This is a genomic window from Ensifer sp. ENS10, from assembly GCF_014852025.1.
GTDB lineage: Bacteria > Pseudomonadota > Alphaproteobacteria > Rhizobiales > Rhizobiaceae > Ensifer.
The window spans coordinates 1,182,169-1,204,285 of the sequence record NZ_JACVAS010000001.1 but is presented as its reverse complement, the minus strand read 5'-3'; the positions used below and the strand labels follow the sequence as shown (position 1 = coordinate 1,204,285).

Annotated in this window: 25 protein-coding genes; 15 read left to right on the top strand and 10 right to left on the bottom strand. The window is 62.5% G+C overall.

Annotated features, from left to right (window positions below; all coding sequences use genetic code 11):
• Nucleotides 1–58 precede the first annotated feature (58 nt).
• The 4 genes from IB265_RS05850 (at nucleotide 59) to IB265_RS05835 (ending at nucleotide 2,812) form a co-directional block, all read left to right on the top strand.
• Nucleotides 59–928: a 23S rRNA (adenine(2030)-N(6))-methyltransferase RlmJ gene (locus IB265_RS05850; RefSeq protein WP_057252642.1), complete on the top strand. Its 870-nt coding sequence runs from the start codon at nucleotides 59–61 to the stop codon at nucleotides 926–928.
• A gap of 51 nt (nucleotides 929–979) precedes the next feature.
• A complete protein-coding gene (locus IB265_RS05845) occupies nucleotides 980–1,420 on the top strand; it encodes a hypothetical protein (protein WP_192494654.1) in 441 nt (146 codons plus the stop codon).
• A gap of 2 nt (nucleotides 1,421–1,422) precedes the next feature.
• Nucleotides 1,423–2,139 carry a ribonuclease T(2) gene (locus IB265_RS05840; protein WP_192494653.1) on the top strand — a complete coding sequence of 239 codons (717 nt, stop codon included), beginning with the start codon at nucleotides 1,423–1,425 and terminating at the stop codon, nucleotides 2,137–2,139.
• An 82-nt stretch (nucleotides 2,140–2,221) separates the two neighbouring features.
• Nucleotides 2,222–2,812: a glutathione S-transferase gene (locus tag IB265_RS05835; RefSeq protein WP_057252648.1), complete on the top strand. Its 591-nt coding sequence runs from the start codon at nucleotides 2,222–2,224 to the stop codon at nucleotides 2,810–2,812.
• Between the two features lie 61 nt (nucleotides 2,813–2,873).
• Here IB265_RS05835 and IB265_RS05830 read toward each other — a convergent pair whose 3' ends face one another.
• Complete coding sequence (locus IB265_RS05830; RefSeq protein WP_057252653.1) at nucleotides 2,874–3,512, bottom strand: outer membrane protein; 639 nt, start codon at nucleotides 3,510–3,512, stop codon at nucleotides 2,874–2,876.
• A gap of 367 nt (nucleotides 3,513–3,879) precedes the next feature.
• Here IB265_RS05830 and IB265_RS05825 point away from each other — a divergent pair, with 367 nt between their 5' ends.
• The 5 genes from IB265_RS05825 (at nucleotide 3,880) to IB265_RS05805 (ending at nucleotide 8,108) form a co-directional block, all read left to right on the top strand.
• Nucleotides 3,880–4,644 (top strand): SDR family oxidoreductase, encoded by a 765-nt coding sequence (locus IB265_RS05825; RefSeq protein ID WP_057252655.1) that lies wholly within the window; start codon nucleotides 3,880–3,882, stop codon nucleotides 4,642–4,644.
• Nucleotides 4,641–6,662, top strand: a complete 2,022-nt coding sequence (uvrC, locus tag IB265_RS05820) for an excinuclease ABC subunit UvrC (RefSeq protein ID WP_057252656.1) — start codon at nucleotides 4,641–4,643, stop codon at nucleotides 6,660–6,662. The genes IB265_RS05825 and uvrC overlap by 4 nt, the downstream gene beginning before the upstream one ends.
• A gap of 129 nt (nucleotides 6,663–6,791) precedes the next feature.
• A complete protein-coding gene (gene pgsA / locus IB265_RS05815) occupies nucleotides 6,792–7,379 on the top strand; it encodes a CDP-diacylglycerol--glycerol-3-phosphate 3-phosphatidyltransferase (protein ID WP_057252657.1) in 588 nt (195 codons plus the stop codon).
• Nucleotides 7,376–7,636, top strand: a complete 261-nt coding sequence (moaD, locus tag IB265_RS05810) for a molybdopterin converting factor subunit 1 (protein WP_057252659.1) — start codon at nucleotides 7,376–7,378, stop codon at nucleotides 7,634–7,636. The genes pgsA and moaD overlap by 4 nt, the downstream gene beginning before the upstream one ends.
• A 4-nt stretch (nucleotides 7,637–7,640) precedes the next feature.
• Nucleotides 7,641–8,108: a molybdenum cofactor biosynthesis protein MoaE gene (locus IB265_RS05805; protein ID WP_057252660.1), complete on the top strand. Its 468-nt coding sequence runs from the start codon at nucleotides 7,641–7,643 to the stop codon at nucleotides 8,106–8,108.
• 32 nt (nucleotides 8,109–8,140) lie between these two features.
• On the opposite strand, the gene IB265_RS05800 is transcribed toward IB265_RS05805, so the two are convergent.
• Nucleotides 8,141–9,037, bottom strand: a complete 897-nt coding sequence (locus tag IB265_RS05800) for a branched-chain amino acid ABC transporter permease (protein WP_057252662.1) — start codon at nucleotides 9,035–9,037, stop codon at nucleotides 8,141–8,143.
• A gap of 67 nt (nucleotides 9,038–9,104) precedes the next feature.
• On the opposite strand from IB265_RS05800, the gene IB265_RS05795 reads away from it, so the two are divergent.
• Entirely contained in the window at nucleotides 9,105–9,665 is a 561-nt protein-coding gene (locus tag IB265_RS05795) for a CGNR zinc finger domain-containing protein (RefSeq protein ID WP_057252665.1), read from the top strand.
• The gene (locus tag IB265_RS05790) at nucleotides 9,662–10,171 is read left to right on the top strand and encodes a hypothetical protein (protein ID WP_057252666.1); all 510 of its coding nucleotides are present in this window, start codon (nucleotides 9,662–9,664) and stop codon (nucleotides 10,169–10,171) included. The genes IB265_RS05795 and IB265_RS05790 overlap by 4 nt, the downstream gene beginning before the upstream one ends.
• A 76-nt stretch (nucleotides 10,172–10,247) precedes the next feature.
• On the opposite strand, the gene ndk is transcribed toward IB265_RS05790, so the two are convergent.
• Together ndk and IB265_RS05780 are read right to left on the bottom strand one after the other, a co-directional pair.
• On the bottom strand, nucleotides 10,248–10,670 hold the full coding sequence (gene ndk, locus IB265_RS05785) for a nucleoside-diphosphate kinase (RefSeq protein WP_034803877.1): 423 nt from the start codon (nucleotides 10,668–10,670) through the stop codon (nucleotides 10,248–10,250).
• Between the two features lie 102 nt (nucleotides 10,671–10,772).
• Nucleotides 10,773–11,462, bottom strand: coding sequence for a glutathione S-transferase family protein (locus IB265_RS05780; RefSeq protein ID WP_057252668.1), 690 nt, complete (start codon nucleotides 11,460–11,462; stop codon nucleotides 10,773–10,775).
• 136 nt (nucleotides 11,463–11,598) lie between these two features.
• On the opposite strand from IB265_RS05780, the gene IB265_RS05775 reads away from it, so the two are divergent.
• Nucleotides 11,599–12,108 (top strand): DinB family protein, encoded by a 510-nt coding sequence (locus IB265_RS05775; protein ID WP_057252670.1) that lies wholly within the window; start codon nucleotides 11,599–11,601, stop codon nucleotides 12,106–12,108.
• On the opposite strand, the gene IB265_RS05770 is transcribed toward IB265_RS05775, so the two are convergent.
• Nucleotides 12,094–14,730, bottom strand: a complete 2,637-nt coding sequence (locus IB265_RS05770) for a non-ribosomal peptide synthetase (RefSeq protein WP_057252672.1) — start codon at nucleotides 14,728–14,730, stop codon at nucleotides 12,094–12,096. The two genes, IB265_RS05775 and IB265_RS05770, sit on opposite strands and share 15 nt — an antisense overlap.
• Nucleotides 14,731–14,978: 248 nt before the next feature.
• Here IB265_RS05770 and IB265_RS05765 point away from each other — a divergent pair, with 248 nt between their 5' ends.
• Nucleotides 14,979–16,058 carry a GGDEF domain-containing protein gene (locus tag IB265_RS05765; RefSeq protein ID WP_192494652.1) on the top strand — a complete coding sequence of 360 codons (1,080 nt, stop codon included), beginning with the start codon at nucleotides 14,979–14,981 and terminating at the stop codon, nucleotides 16,056–16,058.
• Nucleotides 16,059–16,068: 10 nt separating this feature from the next.
• Here IB265_RS05765 and IB265_RS05760 read toward each other — a convergent pair whose 3' ends face one another.
• From IB265_RS05760 to IB265_RS05750, 3 genes are all read right to left on the bottom strand, one after another.
• Nucleotides 16,069–16,521, bottom strand: a complete 453-nt coding sequence (locus IB265_RS05760) for a MarR family winged helix-turn-helix transcriptional regulator (protein ID WP_057252675.1) — start codon at nucleotides 16,519–16,521, stop codon at nucleotides 16,069–16,071.
• 88 nt (nucleotides 16,522–16,609) lie between these two features.
• Nucleotides 16,610–16,888 (bottom strand): hypothetical protein, encoded by a 279-nt coding sequence (locus tag IB265_RS05755; protein ID WP_057252677.1) that lies wholly within the window; start codon nucleotides 16,886–16,888, stop codon nucleotides 16,610–16,612.
• A gap of 146 nt (nucleotides 16,889–17,034) precedes the next feature.
• On the bottom strand, nucleotides 17,035–17,322 hold the full coding sequence (locus IB265_RS05750) for a hypothetical protein (protein WP_057252679.1): 288 nt from the start codon (nucleotides 17,320–17,322) through the stop codon (nucleotides 17,035–17,037).
• Nucleotides 17,323–17,647: 325 nt separating this feature from the next.
• Here IB265_RS05750 and IB265_RS05745 point away from each other — a divergent pair, with 325 nt between their 5' ends.
• Nucleotides 17,648–19,537, top strand: a complete 1,890-nt coding sequence (locus IB265_RS05745) for an ABC-F family ATP-binding cassette domain-containing protein (protein WP_057252683.1) — start codon at nucleotides 17,648–17,650, stop codon at nucleotides 19,535–19,537.
• A gap of 19 nt (nucleotides 19,538–19,556) precedes the next feature.
• Here the strand turns inward: IB265_RS05745 and IB265_RS05740 are convergent, their stop codons facing one another.
• A complete protein-coding gene (locus IB265_RS05740) occupies nucleotides 19,557–20,399 on the bottom strand; it encodes a GNAT family N-acetyltransferase (RefSeq protein WP_093232178.1) in 843 nt (280 codons plus the stop codon).
• A 227-nt stretch (nucleotides 20,400–20,626) separates the two neighbouring features.
• Between IB265_RS05740 and IB265_RS05735 the strand changes: the two genes are divergently transcribed.
• Entirely contained in the window at nucleotides 20,627–21,553 is a 927-nt protein-coding gene (locus IB265_RS05735; protein ID WP_057252686.1) for a Gfo/Idh/MocA family protein, read from the top strand.
• 73 nt (nucleotides 21,554–21,626) lie between these two features.
• Here the strand turns inward: IB265_RS05735 and IB265_RS05730 are convergent, their stop codons facing one another.
• Complete coding sequence (locus IB265_RS05730) at nucleotides 21,627–22,076, bottom strand: DNA polymerase III subunit chi (protein ID WP_057252688.1); 450 nt, start codon at nucleotides 22,074–22,076, stop codon at nucleotides 21,627–21,629.
• Between the last annotated feature and the right edge of the window lie 41 nt (nucleotides 22,077–22,117).

Sequence of the window (22,117 nt, the reverse complement as noted above, 5' to 3'; positions counted from 1 at the left end):
GCTCAAAGAGCCAATCGTTCACCCATCGCAACAATTGATCCAGCCATCGGCGGCGCTCATGAACTATCGGCACATCTACCATGCGGGCAATTTCGCCGACGTCCTGAAGCACGCGGTGCTGGCGCGGCTCGTCAGCTATCTTCAACAGAAGGAGAAGGCGTTTCGCGTGCTCGACACCCATGCCGGCACCGGGCTTTACGACCTATCGAGCGAAGAAGCGCAAAAGACCGGGGAATGGCGCGACGGCGTCGGCCGGCTTCTCGAGGGTGATCTACCCGCCGAAATCGCTGCGATCCTCGCCCCGTATCTCGAAACCATCCGTACGCTCAATCCCGGCAGCGAGCTGAAGCTTTATCCCGGCTCGCCGAAGCTTACGCGCATGCTCTTCCGTCCGCAGGACCGGCTGTCTGCCATGGAGTTGCACCCGGACGACTATGAAACCCTGCATCGGCTTTTCGACGGCGACTTCCAGAGCCGGATCACCGAACTGGACGGCTGGCTGGCGCTCGGCGCCCACCTGCCACCGAAAGAGAAGCGCGGGCTGATCCTCGTCGATCCGCCCTTTGAAAAGGAAGGCGAATACGAACGCCTCGCCGATGGCCTGGCGCGCGCCTACCGGCGCTTTGCCGGCGGCATCTATTGCCTCTGGTATCCTTTGAAGCAGGGCGCGCCCATCAAGGCTTTCCACGAAGCACTGAAGGCGCTCGAAATTCCGAAGATGCTCTGCGCCGAACTGTCGGTCCGCAGCGACCGCGAAACCACCGGCCTCTCCGGCTCCGGTCTCATCATCGTCAATCCACCCTTCACGCTGAAGGGCGAACTCGATCTGCTGCTGCCGTTCCTGAAAGCACGGTTGGCGCAGGATCGCTTCGCCTCCGCCCGCTGCTTCTGGCTGCGCGGTGAAGAACAGGCAACCCGAGGGGCTTGACGGACGGGCGCGACACACCGCAATCTCCTGTGACGATATAGGGAGACGCCCATGACTCGCACGCTCGCAGCAACGCTTCTCATCTCGCTTTCCCTCGCCGCCACCGCAGCGCCGGGCGCATCCGCCGCCGACTATATCGGCAGCGGCCAGGTCCAATCCTATAACGCAGGTGTTTGCAGCGAGTCCTCGGTGCTCGGTTTCATCACTTCGCGCTTCGAATACCGGGATGCGAACTACCTGCACGCCAATCTGTCGATCGCCGATATCCGCAACATGGGACAGAACCGGCAAGAGTTCCGCGATGAGACTCATCTGGTCGAGCGTGAATATTGCTATGCTACGGCGGTCATGACCGACGGCCAGCAGCGCTCGCTCTACTACCTCGTCGAACGCCCCTGGGGCTTTGCCGGCGTCGGCAGAAGCATCGAGTTCTGCGTCGGCGGGCTTGATCCCTGGTATGTCTATGGCGCGCATTGCGCCTCGCTCCGCTAATCATGAAAGCAATCCGGAATGCGCGCCGGCTTCTGCCGGCGCTTCTCGTTGCGGCTAGCCTGGCCGGCTGCAGCGATCAGAGTACCGAGAAGGCGCCGCCGGCTGCCGAGACGAAACCTGCAAAAGCAATCGCCGCGGTGCCGGTCGGCAGCGGATTCGATTTCTATGTGCTTTCGCTCTCCTGGTCGCCGACCTGGTGCGGCGACAACGATCCCAACGGAAAATCCAGCCAATGCGAGATCGGCAGCAACCGCGGCCTGATTGTGCACGGCCTATGGCCTCAGAACGAAAGAGGTTTCCCGGATTTCTGCGCGACGCGGCAATCGGACCGTGTGCCCTCCTCGCTCGGCAAGCGGTATCTCGATCTCATTCCGTCGATGGGCCTGATCGGCCATCAGTGGCGCAAGCACGGCACCTGTTCCGGGCTCAGTCAGGAGGACTACTTCGCCGTCACACGCGCGGCCTGGAACAGGCTCGCGCTACCAGCAGAACTCTCCCCGCCCCGGCAACAAACGAACATGTCCGTCAACGCGATCGAAAGCACGCTCGTCGCCCAAAACCCTGGCATGACAAAAGACGCGGTCGCGGTTACGTGCGAAGGCAACATGCTCGAAGAAATCCGGATCTGCTTCGACAAGTCGCTGAATTTCCGATCCTGCCCGGCGGTCGATCGCCAGGCATGCAGGAAAGACAGCGTTTCACTGCCTCCGGCTCCATAGGTATTTGTTCTTAGGCAATTCCGGACGCAATTCCGCTTCGCACTCTCGTCGGAATTGCTCTGGACCAGAAGAAAGACGCTCGATGAAGATACTGTACTCTCCTGCCTCGCCCTATTCGAACAAGGTTCGGATGGCGGCGCATTATGCCGGGTTCTCCGCCGACAGCGTCCTGACCGACACCGGAGCCAATCCACCCGAACTGATCGGCAACAATCCGCTCGGCAAGATACCGACACTCATCCTTAACGATGGGCGTTCGGTCTATGACAGCCGCGCGATCATGCACTTCATCGATCGGGAAACGAAGGGCAAGCTTTACCCGAAGAACGCGGGCAAGCGGACCGATGTCGAGATCCTCGAAGCTTTGTGCGACGGTGTCTGCGACAGCCTGCTGGCGATCGTCTACGAGAAACGTTCACACCCGCCGGAGAAGGTGCATCAGCCCTGGATCGACCGGCAATGGGAAAAGGTCGAACGCAGCCTCGACCATCTGAACGCCAACCTGCCGAAGACCGGAGCCAAGCTCCATGGCGGCCATTTCGCCCTTGCGGCGATGCTGCGCTACATCGAGTTGCGCTTTGCCGGCGAATGGCAGAAGGGTCGCGCCAAACTCAAGAACTGGCCGGCGAAGTTCGAAAAGCACTTTCCCGACTATTCCAAGTTCAAAGCGTAGGAAACGCGCACAAAAAAGGCCGGGTCGCCCCGGCCTTCTTGTTTGATCCGGCGAGAGCCGATCAGAACTTCACGCCCATACCGACGCGAACGCTGTGTTCGTCGTAACCGGAGGAGACGTTGGTGCCGCCCATCCGGAAGTCCTTCGAGCCGTAGTCCGTGTAACGGTACTCGACGCGTGCGGTGATGTTGTCGGTGACAAAGGTTTCCGCGCCGGCACCTGCGGTCCAGCCGACCATGGTGTTCTTGTCGGAAGCGCCACCAACGGTGCCCTTGGCCTGGCCGACGGCGAGACCGGCGGTGCCGTAAAGCAGAACCGGGTTCAGATCGACGCCGACGCGTGCGCGCAGCGAGCCGTTGACGCCCTGCTTCATGCGCAGGTTGCCCTTGCTCGAATCCTGACCGGAGTAGCCGACATCCGCTTCGCCGCCGTATACGATCTGGCCGCTCTGCATGTTGTAGCCGCCGTAGAGACCGCCGCCGAAGCCGGCTGCCGTGTTGCTGCCGGTCGCGTCAAACTGACCATGGTGCCAATCGGCGGTACCACCGACATAGGCGCCCGACCAGTTCTTCTGCGCCGGCTCGGTGTATTCGGCCTGCGGAGCAGCCGGAACTTCGTCGATCGCATCAGCAGCCTGGGCGGCCTGGAAGGCGATGAGGGTCATAGCCGAAGCCATGAGGGTGGTGGTGAGCGTACGCATAAATATTCTCCTTTTCGTACCGATGCCCCTTGGGCTTGGGGTCCCACAGTGAAACATCGGACAACTTTCAATTAACCCGCCCGGTTGAGCTGAAATTGGTCAGCAAATGCGGATTCACAAGAGCCAAAATGTGAAATTTTGGTGGCACAAACACGCCCGAAATTTGATGTTGCCTTGGCGCAACAGGGGATTTATTAACCATGATTCAAGATTAACGAAAGATATACTATACACATACAAAATAATACAATTTACGCCAATTCCATTAATTTTTCGGCAAGGAACTGTCAGGGAGTGTTTCAGGCTCACGTTTCTTGCCTATATCTTGGTCGGCTGACGCGAAGATTCGAAAAAGCGGGATGAAACGTTGAAGAAAGCACGAAAGGCCGCCCTCGTGACCGGGGGCGCCAAGCGGATCGGCAAAGCTATAGTTGAGGACCTCGCGGCCCATGGCTTTTCGGTCGCCATTCATGCCGACGCCTCATTTGACGAAGCGGAAGCTCTGGTCGAAGCACTCTCGAAAGGTGGAACGAAGGCCATCGCGCTTCGCGCCGACCTCACCGATACGGCGGAGACTTCGACGCTCATCGCACGCGCCGCAGAGGCGCTTGGCCCGCTGAACCTGCTCGTCAACAATGCCTCGGTCTTCAAGAAGGACAGCCTCGACGCTTTCGACGAATCAATCTGGGATCAGCACTTCGCCCTGCATGTGAAGGCCCCTTCCCTGTTGGCGCGCGATTTCGCTGAACTGCTTCCGGCGGACGCCAATGGACTCATTGTCAACGTGATCGACCAGCGCGTCTGGGCTCCCAATCCGCGCTTTTATTCCTATATGTTGTCGAAGTCGGCGCTTTGGACCGCTACCCGGACGATGGCGCAGGCGCTCGCCCCGCGCATCCGCGTCAACGGTATCGGCCCCGGGCCGACTTTGCCAAACGAGCGGCAGGACCCGCAGGATTTTGAGGCGCAGGTCGAAGCCCTGATTCTCAGACGCGGGCCGACGCTCGACGAATTCGGACGGACGATCCGCTTCCTGTTCGACACGCCGTCGATTACCGGACAGATGATCGCGCTCGACGGGGGCCAGCACCTCGCCTGGGAAACGCCCGACATCAGGGAGATAGTGGAATGAACGGACGCGTGCCGACAGACGGCGGCATCCTCTATGACGGCAGCGAAGCGGAAGACGACGACGATCTGATCGAGGTCACAGAAAGCACGAGTGCCACGCCACCCGTCGAGTGGAACGAGAATCGCGCCGAAATGGAAGGCTTGAAGGGCGCAGAGCTGATCCAGGCCTTCGTCAAGCTCCTGCCAAACGGCCCTGGCGTCTACCGCATGTTCAACGAGACCGGCGACGTTCTCTATGTCGGCAAGGCGCGCAGCCTGAAGAAGCGCGTCAGCAACTATGCCCAGGGACGCGGCCATTCCAACCGCATCGCGCGCATGGTGCGCGAGACCGCCAACATGGAGTTCGTGACGACGCGCACCGAGATCGAGGCGCTGCTGCTCGAAGCGAACCTGATCAAGCGCCTCCGGCCGCGCTTCAACGTGCTTTTGCGCGACGACAAGTCGTTTCCCTATATTCTGGTGACGGGCGACAGCCGGGCGCCGGCGCTTTACAAGCACCGCGGCGCACGCAGCCGCAAGGGGGACTTCTTCGGCCCCTTCGCGTCGGCTGGTGCCGTCGGGCGAACGATCAATTCGCTGCAGCGCGCCTTCCTGCTCAGGACCTGTACCGACAGCGTCTTTGAGACCCGGACGCGCCCCTGCCTGCTCTACCAGATCAAGCGCTGTTCGGCGCCCTGCACCCGCGAAATCAGCGACCCCGACTATGCGGAACTGGTGCGCGAAGCCAAGGACTTCCTGTCGGGCAAGAGCCAGGCGGTGAAGGCAACCATTGCGGCTGCCATGGGCGAGGCTTCGGAGAACCTCGACTTCGAGAGGGCCGCCCTTTACCGCGACCGGCTGGCAGCGCTCAGCCACGTCCAGAGCCACCAGGGCATCAATCCCGCCGGTGTCGAGGAGGCCGATGTCTTCGCGATCCATCACGAGGGCGGCATATCCTGCATCCAGGTCTTCTTCTTCCGCACCGGTCAGAACTGGGGAAACCGCGCCTATTTCCCGAAGGCGGACCCGTCGCTGCCGACAGCGGAGGTGCTTTCGCAGTTCCTGGCGCAGTTCTACGACGACAAGCCCTGTCCCCGGCAGATCCTTCTTTGCGAGGCGGTGGAGGAGCAGGAATTGCTCGGCCAGGCGCTGAGCGAAAAGTCCGGATACAAGGTCGCGATCCAGGTGCCGCAGCGCGGTGAGAAGAAAGATCTCGTCGATCATGCGCTCGCCAACGCGCGCGAAGCCCATGGCCGCAAGCTGGCGGAAACCGCCTCGCAATCGCGCCTGCTCGAAGGCTTCTCGGAAACCTTCAAGCTTGAGCGGGTGCCGCGCCGCATCGAGATCTACGACAACTCCCACATCATGGGCACCAATGCCGTCGGCGGCATGGTGGTGGCGGGGCCGGAAGGTTTCGTCAAAGGCCAGTACCGCAAGTTCAACATCAAATCGACCGACATTACGCCGGGCGACGACTTCGGCATGATGCGGGAAGTGATGACGCGGCGGTTCTCGCGACTGCTGAAGGAAGAAGGCAAGCCGGACCGGACCGTAGAGTCTGACGACGGCGCTTTCCCCGCCTGGCCCGATGTAATCCTCATCGACGGCGGCCAGGGGCAGATGACCGCCGTGCGGGCCATCCTGAAGGAGCTCGATGTCGAAGACTGCGTCACCGCGATCGGCGTCGCCAAGGGTGTCGACCGCGACGCCGGACGCGAACGCTTCTTCGCGCTTGGCCGCGACAGCTTCACGCTGCCGCCGCGCGATCCGGTGCTCTACTTCATTCAGCGACTGCGCGATGAAGCGCACCGTTTTGCGATCGGCTCGCATCGCGCCCGCCGCAAGAAGGAGATGGTCAAGAACCCGCTCGACGAAATCGCCGGCATCGGGCCGACGCGTAAGCGCGCGCTGTTGACGCATTTCGGCACCGCGAAGGCCGTCTCGCGCGCGGGCATCAACGACCTGATGGCCGTCGCCGGGATTTCCGAGACGGTGGCCCGGCTGGTCTACGAACATTTCCACGACGATGGTGCCAAATGACAACCGGGTGTCACAATTCACCGGGCGTTCACATGGAATCAGGCAAATATGACAATTGCCGCGTGATGACCTGTTGACCTCCGGTCAGCAAAGTCATTCTGTACCTGACGAACCAGAGAACACGAATCCATGCCCACGCCCGTCGCCTACAGCATCCCGAACCTGCTCACCTATTTCCGAATCCTGATCGTGCCGCTGATCGTCCTTTGCTTCTTCATCGAAGGGCGGCTGCACAGTTCGGATTTCGCGCGCTGGACGGCGGTCACGCTCTTCGCGATTGCGTCGATCACCGACTTCTTCGATGGCTATCTCGCCCGCATCTGGAAGCAGACGTCGAACATCGGCAAGATGCTGGATCCGATCGCCGACAAGCTGCTTGTCGCCTCGATCCTGCTGCTGGTCGCCGCTGACGGCACGATCGCCGGCTGGTCGATCTGGGCTGCGATCATCATCCTCTGCCGAGAAATCCTGGTGTCCGGCCTGCGCGAATATCTGGCGGCACTCAAGGTCAGCGTGCCCGTCACCCGCATCGCCAAGTGGAAGACGACGATCCAGATGGTCGCCATCGCCTTCCTGCTCGCCGGTCCTGCTGGCGACAAGATTTTGCCCTACACGACGGAAGCGGGTATCGTGCTCCTGTGGATCGCCGCCGCCATCACGCTCTACACGGGCTACGACTATTTCCGCGCCGGCCTCAAGCACGTGGTCAACGAATGAGCACCGTCAATCTCGTCTATTTCTCCTGGGTGCGCGAGCGCATCGGCAAGGGCGAAGAGACCCTGGACGTTCCCGCCAGCGTCGTCACCATTGCCGACTTGCTCCAGCATCTGAAGACGCTCGGCGACGAATACGAAGCGGCGCTCGAACATGAAAACGTCATCCGCGCGGCCATCAACCAGGAACATGTCGACCACAAGGAGCCGATTGCCGGCGCCCGTGAGATCGCCCTGTTTCCGCCCATGACGGGCGGCTGAGCCCATGAACGCGCCGGTGAACGTGCGCGTTCAGCGCGAGGACTTCGATCTCAATACGGAGGTCGCGAAGCTCTCTGCCGGACGGGCGGACGTCGGCGCGGTCGTCACTTTCTCCGGGCTTTGCAGAGATGAGGCGGGCACGCTCGCTGCGCTTGAGCTCGAACATTATCCAGGCATGGCCGAAGCGGAGATCGAGCGCATCTGCCACGAGGCGGTTGAGCGCTTCTCGCTGCAGGCCGCCACCGCCATCCACCGTTACGGCAAGATCATGCCCGGCGACAATATTGTGCTGGTCGTCGCCGCCTCGCGGCACCGGCAGGCCGCCTTCGACGGCGCCAACTTCATCATGGATTTCCTGAAGACCTCAGCGCCTTTCTGGAAGAAGGAACACCTCGGCGACGGCACCACCGGCGGCTGGGTCAGCGCCAAGGATGCCGACGACACGGCGCGGGACCGCTGGTCGACGAAATAGCGCTACATGCGGGGACTTCCCCTCCCGTTTGACTAGGGAATGACTTTCTCCCGGCGCGTCACGACCAGCACGATCACCAGGAAACCGAAGATCACGAAATCGCGCCAGAGGATGGGGCCATAGGCACTCCAAAGCGTTTCGAGGAAACCGACCCCGGCGGCGCCAAGGGCTGCAAAAAGCGGCGAAGCCTGGCCGCCGATTGCGGCGATGAACAGCACCTTGACGCCGAAGGTGAGCCCCGTGCCGAAATCCATGTTGCCGTAGTAGGAGGCTGCGAGAATGCCGCAGACGGCGGCGATCAAAGATGCCGCGCCATAGGCGGCGATGTAAACGGTCGCGGCGTCGACACCGCAGAGCGCTGCAGCCCCCCTGTCCTCCGATACGGCGCGCCAGAACCGCCCTGCCCGAGAGTGCGTGAGATACCAGTGCCCGGCCGCCACGAGCGCAGCCATGAGCACGGTGTTGCCGAGCTGGATGACCGTCAAGGTCACCGGAAAGCGAGGATCGTCCCAGAAGACGATATTCCCGTTCAGGAACGGCGGCAGCCACAGGCTGCGTGTCTCAGAGGCGAGCCGCGCCGTTTCCATCAGCACCAGCAGGCAGCCGAGCGAAGCGACGACGACGGTGTTGGCGGAGGAAAAGGCGAGCGGCCGCATGACATAACGCCCGGCGACGAGCCCGGCGCCAACGCTGAAGCTCAGGGCCGCAGCCGCGCCGAGGCCAAGGGCGGCCGGCAACACCAGCCACAGCCGGTTCCAGCCGAAATCAGCAAACAGCACGAACATCTGGCCCGAGAAGGCAAAGAGCGCGCCATAGGTAAGATCCGCCCGACGCGTCACCGCGAAGGCGATGGCATAGCCGAAGGCGAGCGCCGCATAGAGCGCAGCGATTGGGACGGCATTGGCGAGCTGCTGCAGAAAATAGAGCATGGCGCATCCGGAGCGTGACAAGATCAATATAACTGGTAAAATCAATTTTACCAGTTAGGATTTTCGTATGACCTTCACCTGGACAGCCCATCGATTTGCCGGCGGCGCGCTGGCGCTAGACGTGGCCAATTCCATCATCCTGCGCGCCGATCCGGAGCGCCGGATCGACCGTTTCGCCGATGTCGCGGCAATCGATTCTTTTGCGGAAGCGGCCAACCGTTTCGGGGCGGAGAGTGCCCGCTTCGGTGCGCTGGCGCCCGTCGCAGCGGAGAATCGCCGCCGGCTGCTGCAACTGCGCGAAGCGACTGACCGGCACTTTCGCGCGGCGATATCGGCCAATGGACGGCCGGAGTTCTTGGCCGATTTGCTCGAGGCGATCGCCGCGGTTCTCCGCCGTTCCCTGCCTCACGGCGGCGCACTTTCGCTCGACACCGCAACCGCGCAATCCGCCCTCAGCCTTGCCGCCAGCACCGAGCCCGACCGGCTGAAGATCTGTCCGAACTGCGGATGGCTGTTTCTCGACCGCAGCCGCAACCGCAGCCGGACCTGGTGCGACATGGCCGTCTGCGGCAATCGCACCAAGGCCAAACGCCACTACCATCGCAACAGGGAGGAAACCGGCTTATGACGAGGATGATCGTTACGCTTGCGGCGGCCGCCATCACACTGCTCGCCGCCGGGTGCCAGCGCGAGACCGGTCCGGATCCGCTGAAGCTGACGGGAAAGATGTTCGTCTTCAACTATCGTCTCGCCTATGCGGTCTACACGATCACGCTTCAGAAAACAGAGCCCGTGCCCGAGGGCAGCGTCGTCATTGCCACCTTCGAGAATCCAGTGGGCGGCGCGCCGTTCACGCTGACGCGCAAACTTTTTCCAAAGCTCGACAGGGTGGTGCTGGAAAGTCCTGATTTGACCTGTGTGAAAAAGGAAAGGCCTTATGCGGTGACGATCGAGGTCAAAGGACCTGCCGGCGAAACGCTGCAGAAACTGGAGACCACAGTCGTCTCCGATATCGACCAGGACATCCTGCCGGCGAAGCCGCTGGTCGAAGGCCCCGCTTACGACAAGAACCCCGAGGTCTTCAGGGACGGCAAGGCGCCCGAACATTTCGAGACGGCGACTTGCCCGATATGAAAAAACCGGAGCGTTTCCGCTCCGGTTCAAATCCGAGTCAATTCAAGCCTTTGCGGCTCGAACCGAAGATTTTGAATCAGCCGACGATCTCGGTGCCCGAGAACCAGTAGGCGATTTCTTCAGCAGCGGTTTCCGGAGCATCCGAACCGTGAACCGAGTTTTCGCCGATCGACAGGGCGTGAACCTTGCGGATGGTGCCTTCGTCAGCGTTTGCCGGGTTGGTGGCGCCCATGACTTCGCGGTTCTTGGCGATTGCGTTTTCGCCTTCGAGAACCTGAACGATGGTCGGGCCGGAGGACATGAACTCGACCAGTTCGCCGAAGAACGGACGTTCCTTGTGAACGGCGTAGAAGCCTTCGGCTTCGCGGCGGCTCATCCAGACGCGCTTGGAAGCGACGACGCGCAGGCCGGCATCTTCGAGCATCTTGGTGATGGCGCCGGTCAGGTTGCGCTTGGTAGCGTCCGGCTTGATCATCGAGAAGGTACGTTCAATAGCCATTGGCTCAAATCCCTTGTTTCTTGAGAAGTGGCGGTTCATTAGCCGCCAATCCCGCGCAAAACAAGGGGGTTCACCGATGATTCGGCTCGGGCCAAGCGGGTTTCACGCAGCCGTCACACTACGTCCGAGCCCACCGTGCAGATCGAGGCACCGCTCGAACCAATCGGTGACGGGATCGCCTGGCTGAAGCAGGCGCTGCGGCGAGACGATGCGCGCCCACTGAAACGCGCCGAAGACGATGTAGTCGGCGAAAAGCGGCGAGGCGCCGCCCAGGAATTCCTGAAACTTCAGCATATGGCGCAAAGGTTCGAGCTTTTCAGCGAAGGATTCGAGCGCGGCGCCGCCGCTTTCGGCTACCGTTTCAAGCGACGTGCCAAAACGCTTCTCGCGGCTCTGCCGGAAGTAGGCCTGATCGATCGGATCGAGGCGATCGTGAATATCCCTGATGATGATGCGGGTGATGGCGGGATGCAGCGTCGTCTGCGACCAGCCCTCGACGAAGCGGGAGATCGCCATCGCCCCCTCACCGGCGAAGAGCAGCGCGCGATCCGGATAGGTTTGTTCGAGATAAAGCGCGATCTCGAAGCTGTCCTTCACCAGACGTTCTCCGTCCCGCAGCAGCGGCACCAGGCTCGTCGCCCCATCCTCGACCGCGTGGATCTCGGTGAAGGCGATCGGCACGACGTCGAAATCGAGCCCCTTGTGCGCGAGCGACATCTTCGTCTTCCACACATGCGGCGAGAACGGACGCGTCCTGTCGGCCCCGCAAAGCGAATAGAGTTTTCTCGACATATGAACTCCCGGTCGGTTGGCGTCCCTTTGAACGACAAATCGGCCACGTCATCAAATCCGTAAATTTCATGAGTGATATCAGCCACAGAAATGCGGTTTCGAGTTAGCGTCGCCGCCCCTTCAAAGGAGATACCCGATGCTCGATCACTTTCGCATGTTCGCCGACTATAACCGCTGGGCGAACCGCCTGGTCTATGCCGCTGCGGCAGAACTGACCGATGCCGAATTGCGGGAAAGCCGCGGCGCCTTCTTCGGCTCGCTGCTTTCGACCCTCAACCATATCCTCGTTGCCGATCGGGTCTGGATGAAGCGCTTTACGCACGAGGGCGACACCCCGGCCTCGCTCGACACGATCCTCCACGACGACCTCTCGGCGCTCGCCGCCGCGCGAACTGCTGAGGACGAACGCATCATTGCCTGGATCGACGGCCTGAGTGATGCACGCCTCAGCGCCGACCTCACCTATACACCGCTCACCAACCCCACGGTCATCACGCAGAAGCTGGCGCCGACGCTCGGGCATTTCTTCAACCATCAGACCCATCATCGCGGCCAGGCGCATGCAACGCTGACCGCACTCGGCCGCCCATCCATAACGCTGGATCTCGCGTATTTCCTGAGAACCGAAGGGTCAAAGTGGGCGTAGCGGAGACCGGAGCGCCCCCAACCCAGGCGACCGCAGTGGCCGGAGCTCACGCTCCCGCCACTCCGCAAGCTTCTTGAGCACCTGACGCTGGCCGAGCCAGGCGACCAGGCCGAGAACCACACCGCCGACGATCGACAGGACCGAAAACGCCACGGTTGGCAATGCCGGTTGCAGCGGCGCCAACAGAAGTTCGGGAACGAAGCGGTGCAGGATGTAGATGTGGAAGCCCGCCGCCGACAAAGGCAGGATGAGCTGTGCCGCAGAGCGCGGCACGCTGGTGCGCGGGAGATAAAGCAGCGCCGCGAGGACGGCGATTTGCAGGAGGTACTTGACCTTCGTCCCGATCCAGACCCCCTCGTATAGACCGAAGAACAGGAACGCCCCTGTGCCGGCCATCATCAGCAGCAGCCGTTGTTTGCCCGTTTCGGCGACAGCGGCGCACCAGCCGATGACCGCGAGATAGAAGATCCACGGCAGGGTAAAAATCTGGCGATTGCCGATCGGCCACAGGAGCGGCAGCGCCAGCCTGGCGGCGAGCGCCGCCAGGAGCAGGCTCATACCGGCGGCGAAAGGCCTTGCCGACACGAACCGCCGGAACTGTGGGATGGCGAAGAGCCCGACGAAGACGAGCATCATCTGGCAATAGGCTTCGATGAACCAGTAGAGATACGGCACCATGCCGTGCGTCTCCGGCAGGGCCACACCGAAATTGCCGACGAGGAAGACCGAGGCCCAGGGCACCTCGCCCCAGGCGACCGCATAGGCGGCGACGATCAGATAGTATGGCACGAGCACCTGGGCGAGCGGGCGCAGGATGGCCAGGCCGTCTCCCGCCAGAAGTGGGCCCATCTGGAAGCGGGCGAGGCTGAAGCCCGCGAGAACGACCATGGCTGCCGATCCGCCGGGGATGGGCCAAAGTAGTTCGTGGTGCAGCACGACCAGCAGAATGGCCAGTGCGCGAATCAGCAGATCCATCCCGATCCGCCGCGTGGCGGTCTCGCGACGCTCCTCGGCCGATAACTTGGCGATAGACAAGGTCTCCCAGGCGTCCGGAACTTGCCCCAGCGCCTTTTCCAGACCGATCGAGAGCTGAACGAAGCGCAGGGAATCGCCGCCCAGCGACACAAAACTGTCGGAGCGCTTTACCCTTTTCGGATAGAAGACCTGCGCAAAAAGCTCTTCGATGCCGCCGTTGTCGTCGTCAACGTTCGCCGCAGCCTGGCGGGCCGCCATGTTCAGCGCGTTGTAGTCGACCTTGCCGCTGGCAAGCCGCGGCATTTCGGCAAGGGGGGTGGCCTTGAGATGCGAAAGCGTCAGCCCGCTTGCCTGTGCGAGGAACCGTCTGATCTCTTCCGCATCGCGGCTGCCGGCATAAAAGGCGTGAAGGCCGGCATCGTCACCGACGACAGAAGCAGTGATGCCGCGCCTTTCGAGCGCCGCTTCCAACACATCGTGAGCGATCCTGAGGCCGGCGATCTTGGAAATCCGCTTCATGCGGCCGACGATCTGGAACAGGCCGTCGGCATGGCGCATCGCGAGGTCGCCGGTGCGCAATTCGGCGAGTTCGGCGCCGCGGCAAAGATCGTCGCGCGATGTGGCATAGCCCATCATGACGTTCGGGCCGTGATAGACGAGTTCGCCGGCCACACCATCGTTTTCGATCGGCGCTCCGCTCTCGTTCTCGATCAGAAGGCGCCCGCCGGGGATCGCGACGCCGATCCTGTCTTCGTTACCGGCAAGCAGGGTGGGCGGCACATAGGCGATCCGAGCGGTGGCCTCGGTCTGGCCGTACATGGCGAAAAAGGCCGCGCCTTGGGCTTTGAGGTGGTCGTTGTAGAGACGGATGACGTCCGGGCTCAACCGACCGCCGGCTACGGTCATGAAGCGCAAGCGCGGGAACCGCCGATCGCGGAAGCCCACCTTCTCCAGCAATTCGTAGGAATAGGGAACGCCCGCAAGGTTCGTGCTGCCGCTTTCGGCCAGGCCATCGAGAAAACCGGCATCGAGGATCGATCCACCGGGAATATAGAGGCTGGCGCCGACTGTCAGATGAGAATTCAGCACCGACAGGCCGTAGGAATAATGGAGCGGCAGAATGAGGCAACCGCGGTCATCCGCCGTCAGGCCGAGATAGTCGGCGATGGACGCGGCGTTTGCGAAGATGTTTTCCCGGGACAAGCGGACGGCCTTGCCGCAACCGGTGCTGCCCGATGTCGAGAGCATCACCGCCAGCTCGGAATGCGGCGCACTGTCACTTTGCCGCAGCGGCTGTTCCGTGCGCCAGCGGCCCCCGATCCGGCGAAAGGCATAATCGGGATCGAAGGCATCGACCCAGGAGCCGGCGGCCCCGTTCTTCGGGGCTTGCATCGCCACGGCATGTCCAGCTGTCAGCGCTGCCAGATAAGCGACGATCGCATGTTCGCAAAGCTCGGCCTCGATCGCCACCAGCCCACGCGGGCCGCGGAAGGAAAGCGCCTGGCGGGCGACCCGCTCGCCGAGTTCCCGATAAGTGACGACCCGCTGCCCGGAAAAGACCAGCGCCGGCCGGTCGCCCCATTTCGCCAGATCCGCAATGAACGAGAGGGACATCCTTGACCGTCGCTGTTTGCCTCGGGCCCCCATGCCCGAATTAGCAGCGCCGAATATAATTGGTGACTAAAGGCGTCAAGTATAAAGATTGCCCGGACTGACGGCTGTCAGTTGGCATGCGATTCTCGGTTGCGTCCGACCGCGAGCAGAGGGAATTCAGCAACCATACCGGGCGCGAATGGGCGGCCGGCCGAAATCTTCAGACTCCCTTAAATGCAGGCTTCCATAGTGCCGTTGGATCCGGACACCACTATCCGGCACACATTGGGGACCACGACAGAATGACCAGGCAAGTTCCAGCGGACGCCAGCCGATCACAGGCGAGGCAGGCGGCGATCATTCTGAAAGTGGCGCACGCAATGTCCGCGCACGGGGTCGCTGCCCTGCCCCGCAACTACGAGCTTTTCTACGAGGCGCTGTCCGGTCGCCTGCCCCAGCTTTCCCGGGAGCTTGCCGAGCTCGGGCACAAGCCGCAACAGGACTCGCTGGACGCCTTGGGCCTCAAACATCACCTCGTCTCCCACGCAGCCCTCGCCGCGGACCGGGCGAGAGCCGCAGCCCAGGAAGCCCTCGCCGACATGGCCAGTACGCTCAAGCTTGCGCTGGCGCAGAAGCAATCATTCAAGACGGAACTCGATCATTTCGCCAGTCGGCTGGCAGCTGACCCCGTCGCCGGCCTGTCGGAGTTCGCGGACGACGCCGCGCGGCTGCGCGAAGCGGCAGGCCGTTTGATGAACGAAGAGAATGCCCTGCAGCACGCCCTGGAAACCAGCGCGCAGCGCATGGCCGAGCTCGAGGGGGATCTCGCCGAAAGCCGCCGGTCGCTCAACCGCGACCCCGCTACCGGCTTGCCGAACCGTCTGGCGCTGACAGCGAAGCTCGACTCCATTCTCGAAACGGAGCGAACCGACCAGCCGGTTGCCCTGCTTCTCGTCTCTGTCGAAGGACTTCGCGAGATGGCCGAGCAACACGGTGGCACGGTGGCGAGCAAGGCGCTCACCAAGCTGTCGACGCTATTTCGCAAGTCGATCAAGAAGAACGACTTCGTCGCCCGCGTGGGTCAGCAGGACTTCGCCTTCGTCTGCCGGGACGTCAGCGTCGAAAACGCCGAAGCCATTGTTCGGCGCCTGTGCCAATCCGTGGAGGAACTGAAGGTCACCCTTCCCGGGCGCGCGCACACCGCCGAGACGCTCTCGCTTGCGGCCGGCATCACCATAGCGCAACCGGCATCAACGAGCGCCGATCTCCTGACCCAGGCCGAGCTGGCACTGGCCGGCGCGCGCGATGGCGCCGGCATCCTTAGCTATTCGGCGGCACTCGGCCGCGACCGCGGCTGGACCTACGGTCAGAACGCCGCCTGAGTGTTGCGCGTCAGGCGGCAACCGGCTGGCGGTTTTCGTCGATCTCCGTCGCCTTCTCCCGCAGACAACCAAGCAAGCGGAAGAGTTCGGTGCGCTCGCAATCATCGAGCGCCGAGAACAATTCGTCGATCGTGCGATGCCGTGGCTGTAGCGCCGCTTCCAGTGCCAACCGGCCGCGATCGGTTATCGAAATGATCTTCGCGCGGCGATCCTCCGGGTCCGCTTCACGGATGACCATGCCGTCGCGTTCCAACCCGTCGATCGCTTCGGTGACGGTTCTCGCCGCAAAACCGAGCGCTGAAGCGATATCCGCGCAGCGACAGGGCCCCAGCCTGTTGAGATAGAACAGGAATTTGCTGCGCGCGAGCGAAACGCCTTCCTCCGACATCGATGTGTTCACCAGGCGATGAACGCACTGATAGAGATCGAAGAGCCGCTCGGCGACTTCGATTTTTTCTGTCATGGCAATGTACCTCATTTGGCAACGCCAAACGAAACAACCCGGCCCCGCGTGGCGGGACCGGGCTGTTCGGTCAACCGTTTGGCGTGACTTACTGCTTGTTTTCGTCGGCCTGGCCGAGAGCCTTGGCGCCGCTGTCGGCGATCGCGCCGGTTGCCGTCGTGTCGACGGATCTGTCTTCGATGCCCGCATAATAGTCGCCGCGGCTGGTCGTGCTCGCGGAGACACCGGTGCCGGCGGAAGCTTCGGCGCGGCCGGTGAAGAGCGGCGTGGAGCTCACACCCTCATAGTAGCTGCCGCCGGCCACAGCGGCCGACGCGCCGCCAAGCATGGCGGCCGCAACGAGGATCGCGGCAATGGACTTCTTCATAGATCGGTTCCTTGGTGGAGATAGACGGTGGGGCTAAGCCCCGCCTGGGCGCTTGGGAGGTCGCCTCATAGGATCATGGCAATGATCAATCAAATCCCTCGAAAGAGGGTGCGGGGGGAGAAACCCGCACCCCTTCTTCGTCGCGGTTAGCGCGAAATACCCTGATAGTACTCACCTTCGCCGCCGATCACGCTCTTCGGCGCAACGCCGTAGTTGACGACCGAGCCGGTCCGGGTGCTGTCAACATAGCCAGCTTCCGAATTGCCGATGGTGAAGGAGGTCTTGCCGGTGACGGCAGGCGTGCGCTCGGTGTACAGCGGCGTCGGGCTGACGCCTTCGTAGTAGCTGCCGCCGGCGAAGGCAGCGGAGGCGCCACCGAGGATAGCGGTTGCAACGAGAGCGGCGGAAAGAGCGGTCTGGATTGCAGTTTTCATGATCTTCACTCCTGGGAGGCTCGTTCACATGAACGAGGTTTCAGCTAAATTGTCCGTGGCCGGATCGGTCGTCCCTCTAAACGCGGGGCCCTTGCCGATGGCGTTCAGTCGATCGAGGCCGGTCAGAAGAGCGTTCCCCGCCCTTCCGTTTATGAGATGGTCCCTCACGATGAGGATGTGTAGTATCGATTGACGGAACGCCTTGTTCAAAAATCGATAACAATGACCCCTTGAAATCGCGAACGGTCACAAGAGGGTAGCCAAGGCGGATGCGGTCGAGGCCGCGCCTCTTGCCTTCCCGGACGAGTCCGGGCAAAAGGCCGCAATGATCCAGATTTCCGGCCTTTCCGCCCGCATTGCGGGCCGTCTCCTCATCGAAAACGCATCCGTGACGCTTCCTGCGGGCACGAAGGCCGGGCTCGTGGGGCGCAATGGTGCCGGCAAGTCGACGCTGTTTCGCATCATCACCGGTGAATTTGCCTCCGAGGCCGGCAGCGTCTCCTTGCCGAAGAACGCCCGTATCGGCCAGGTGGCCCAGGAAGCGCCCGGCACCGAGGAACCGCTGATCGAGATCGTGCTGAAGGCCGACAAGGAACGCTCGGCCCTGATCGCCGAAGCCGAGACCGCAACCGATCCGCACCGCATCGCCGAGATCCAGACCCGGCTTGCCGATATCGGCGCCCACTCGGCCGAAGCGCGGGCCGCGAGCATTCTCGCCGGCCTCGGCTTCGATCACGAAGCGCAATTGCGCCCGGCCTCCTCCTTCTCCGGCGGCTGGCGCATGCGCGTCGCGCTCGCCGGCGTGCTCTTCTCCGAGCCGGACCTGTTGCTGCTCGACGAGCCGACCAACTATCTCGACCTCGAAGGCACGCTCTGGCTTGAGGACTACATTCGCCGCTATCCGCACACGGTCATCATCATCAGCCACGACCGCGATCTGCTGAACACTGCGGTCAACGCCATCGTGCATCTCGACCAGAAGAAGCTTACCTTCTATCGCGGACCCTATGACCAGTTCGAGCGGCAGAAGGCCGAGGCCGACGAGCTGCAGATGAAGGCGAAAGCCAAGAACGATGCGGCGCGCAAGCACCTGCAGAGCTTCATCGACCGCTTCAAGGCCAAGGCCACCAAGGCCCGCCAGGCGCAAAGCCGCGTGAAGGCACTTGAGCGCATGGGCACGATTGCGGCGGTGATCGAGGATCACGTCCAGGGCTTCTCCTTCCCGGACCCGGAGAAGGAAGCCGCCTCGCCGATCATTGCCGTCACAGGCGGTACCGTTGGCTACGAGCCCAGCAAGCCGATCCTCAAGCGGCTGAACCTCAGGATCGATACCGACGACCGCATCGCGCTGCTCGGTTCGAACGGCAACGGCAAGTCGACCTTCGCCAAATTCATCTCCGGCCGACTGGCGCCGGAGGCGGGCGAACTGAAGATCGCGCCGAACCTCAAGGTCGGTTTCTTCGCCCAGCACCAGCTCGACGACCTCATCCCCACGCAGAGCGCCGTCGAGCATGTGCGCCGGCGCATGCCGGACGCCCCCGAAGCCAAGGTGCGTTCGCGCGTGGCGCAGATGGGGCTGGCGACGGAAAAAATGGAAACGCCTGCCAAGGATCTCTCGGGTGGCGAGAAAGCACGGCTGCTGATGGGCCTTGCCGCCTTCGACGCACCGAACCTCCTGATCCTCGACGAGCCGACCAACCACCTCGACATCGACAGCCGCAACGCGCTGATCACCGCCCTCAACGACTATTCCGGCGCTGTCATCCTGATCTCGCACGATCGCCATCTGATCGAGGCAACGGCCGACCGGCTGTGGCTGGTGCGCGACGGAACGGTGACGAGCTACGACGGCGACCTTGAGGATTATCGCAGCCTGATCGTCGGCGGACCCAAGCCCAAGGACGACAAGGCCAAGCCGAACGGAGCCGATGACAGCCTCTCGAAGGCGGACCAGCGCAAGGTCAATGCCGACAAGCGCGCTTCGCTGGCGCCGCTCCGCAAGAAGATCAATGAAATCGAATCCTTGACCGGAAAACTGGAGAAACTGATTCAGGCACTTGATGTGGAACTGGCCAATCCGGTGCTCTACGAAAAGTCGCCTGCGAAAGCCGCCCAGAAAGCCAAGGAACGCTCCGACGCGGCAGTGAAACTCGCTCACGCCGAAGAGCAATGGCTTGAGCTTTCCGCCGAGTATGAAGAGGCAATGGCCGGCTGACAGAAGCCTGCCCGACCGGTCAGCCCAGTTCGAACGTGGTGATGCCGTAGATCCGTGCCAACGGCAGCCCGGGGTCGGGCCCGCGATACATGCGCGCCGTCTCGAACGCTGCCCGCAGATTGTAGCGATCGCAAAGCGCCTTGGCCGAGGCGTTCGGTTCGGGGATGTCGAGGTAAATTTCGCTGCCATTGACACCGGCGGCGAGCTTGCGAAAGACCAGATCGGCGCCGGTCTCGGTGTCGGAGAAGAGCGGTCCAATCTTGAACCCGTTTCGGCAAGCCCGGATCGTTCCATAGGCCGCGACTGCGCCGTCGCGCAGCAGCAGGACACTGCGCCGTCCATCGCTCGACTTCAGCCATTCACGAAGGAACGCCTCGCGACGCGCCGGGACGAAGCGGCGGTCATACTCGGTGAGGAGCGACATATGGACCGGGGCGACCTCCAGGAGGTCGGCGCCCGGCGGCTCGATTACGTCGATGACACCGCCGTAGCGGATGTTCGCATGGGCATAGGTGAAGCCGGACCGCCGATAATTCTCCTGCTGTGCGACCACGCCGTCGAGGCCGACGATGCGGTTCCCGGCGACGACCATCGCCTGTTGCCACAGTTGCCGACCGATCCCCTTGCCGCGGTGTTCCGGTCGCGTGATGTAGAAGCCGAGAAAGGCGTAGCTTTCGTTGTATCGCACCAGCGAGATGGCGCCGACCGGCCCGTCCTCTCCATCGGCTATCCAGTAGCCGTCCGGATCGGCCGCCCAGAAGGGGCCGACATCACCGAGCCCGGGATTCCACCCCTCCTCGGCCGCCCACTCGATCATGACGTCGAGTTCGGCGCGGCTGGCACGACGGATTTGCTGCTGCATGGTTCACTCCTCTTGGGCGGTCAGATCGCCCTATCGTCAGCCCGGTTGACGGGACGAAACGGCACGTCCGGTGGTAGAGCTAGCGCAGTGGCGTTCAGAGGGAATGATAATCTGTCGATTTCCCCGACATTGACGGCATATGCTGGCGACGGACCGGCGGCGCTTGTCCGCCCTGCGCAATCTGCTACAAGAGCCGACAATAAGTCATACAAATCGAGCGGAACACCATGGCCCCCATCAAAATTGCCCTTGTCGGCGTCGGCAAAATCGTTCGCGACCAGCACCTGCCGGCGATCGCCAAGAACAGCGACTATCACCTGATCGCCGCCGCAAGCCGGCATGGCACGGTCGACGGCATCGACAACTTCAAATCGATCGAGGCGATGCTCGAAGCCGTGCCTGCGATCGAGGCCGTATCGCTCTGCATGCCGCCGCAGTATCGCTACGAGGCCGCCCGCGCAGCACTCGACGCCGGCAAGCATGTGTTCCTGGAAAAGCCTCCGGGCGCCACCCTCAGCGAGGTCGCAGACCTCGAGGCGCTGGCGGCATCGAAGGGGCTGTCGCTGTTTGCGAGCTGGCACTCCCGCTACGCGCCGGCCGTGGAAGCGGCAAAATCCTTCCTGGCGGCAACGACGATCAATGATGTCCAGGTCATCTGGAAGGAAGACGTGCGCCACTGGCACCCGAACCAGGAATGGATCTGGGCGGCGGGTGGCCTCGGCGTCTTCGATCCCGGCATCAACGCGCTTTCGATCGTCACCCACATTCTGCCGCGCCCGCTGTTCGTGACCTCGGCCGTGCTCGAATTCCCCGAGAATCGCGACGCGCCGATTGCTGCCACCATCACCTTCACGGATGGGAAGAAACTGCCGGTTTCCGCCGAATTCGACTGGCGCCAGACCGGCAAGCAAAGCTGGGATATCGTCGCCCGGACGGCGGCGGGCGAGATGGTGCTGTCCGAAGGCGGCGCCAAGCTCGCCGTCGACGGCAAGCTCGTGCATCAGGAGCCGGAACAGGAATACCCAATGCTCTATCGGCGTTTCGCCGAGATCGTCAAAGCCGGACGGTCGGACGTCGATCTCGCGCCGCTGCGTCACGTCGCCGACGCCTTCATGCTCGGCAAGCGCAAGTTCGTCGAAGCGTTCCACGACTGATTTTCCAGACAGGCAGAAACGCAAAGCCCGCGGTATCGGCCGCGGGCTTTGTTCGTCGCAATGCGCTGTAAACTCAGGCCTTCTTTTCCCACCGGCCGTCGCGGTTCTGCTGCCAGTAGGTGAGGCTGTGCCCCTCCCCCTTCAGCCGCTTCCAATGGGCGCGCGCGCCTTCGACCTGATCCTGATCGTAGCCGTCGAACATGAAGACGATGCGCTCATAGGTCGAAACATCAGGCGGGCTGGCGCCATCGATGACGAAACGCACCGTCGCCGCATTCGCATTGCCTTCGTCCGCCACCAGCAACACCGGCTGATCGGCAGCGAACTCGCCGACATCCGTGCCATGCGGCAGGAAGCTCTCGTCGCGATAGACCCAGAGATGCGTGTCCAGCGCGTCACGCCGCTCGGCATCGATCGTCTGCACGGCCACCCGCCAGCCGCGCTCGACACTCTTGTCGAGCAACGGCGGCAGCGCGTCTTCGAGCTTCGATTCCGTCAGGTGATAGAACAGGATTTCGGTCATGCCGATCGCTTCCCGCTTTTCGTCACGTCCAGCACGGCCGG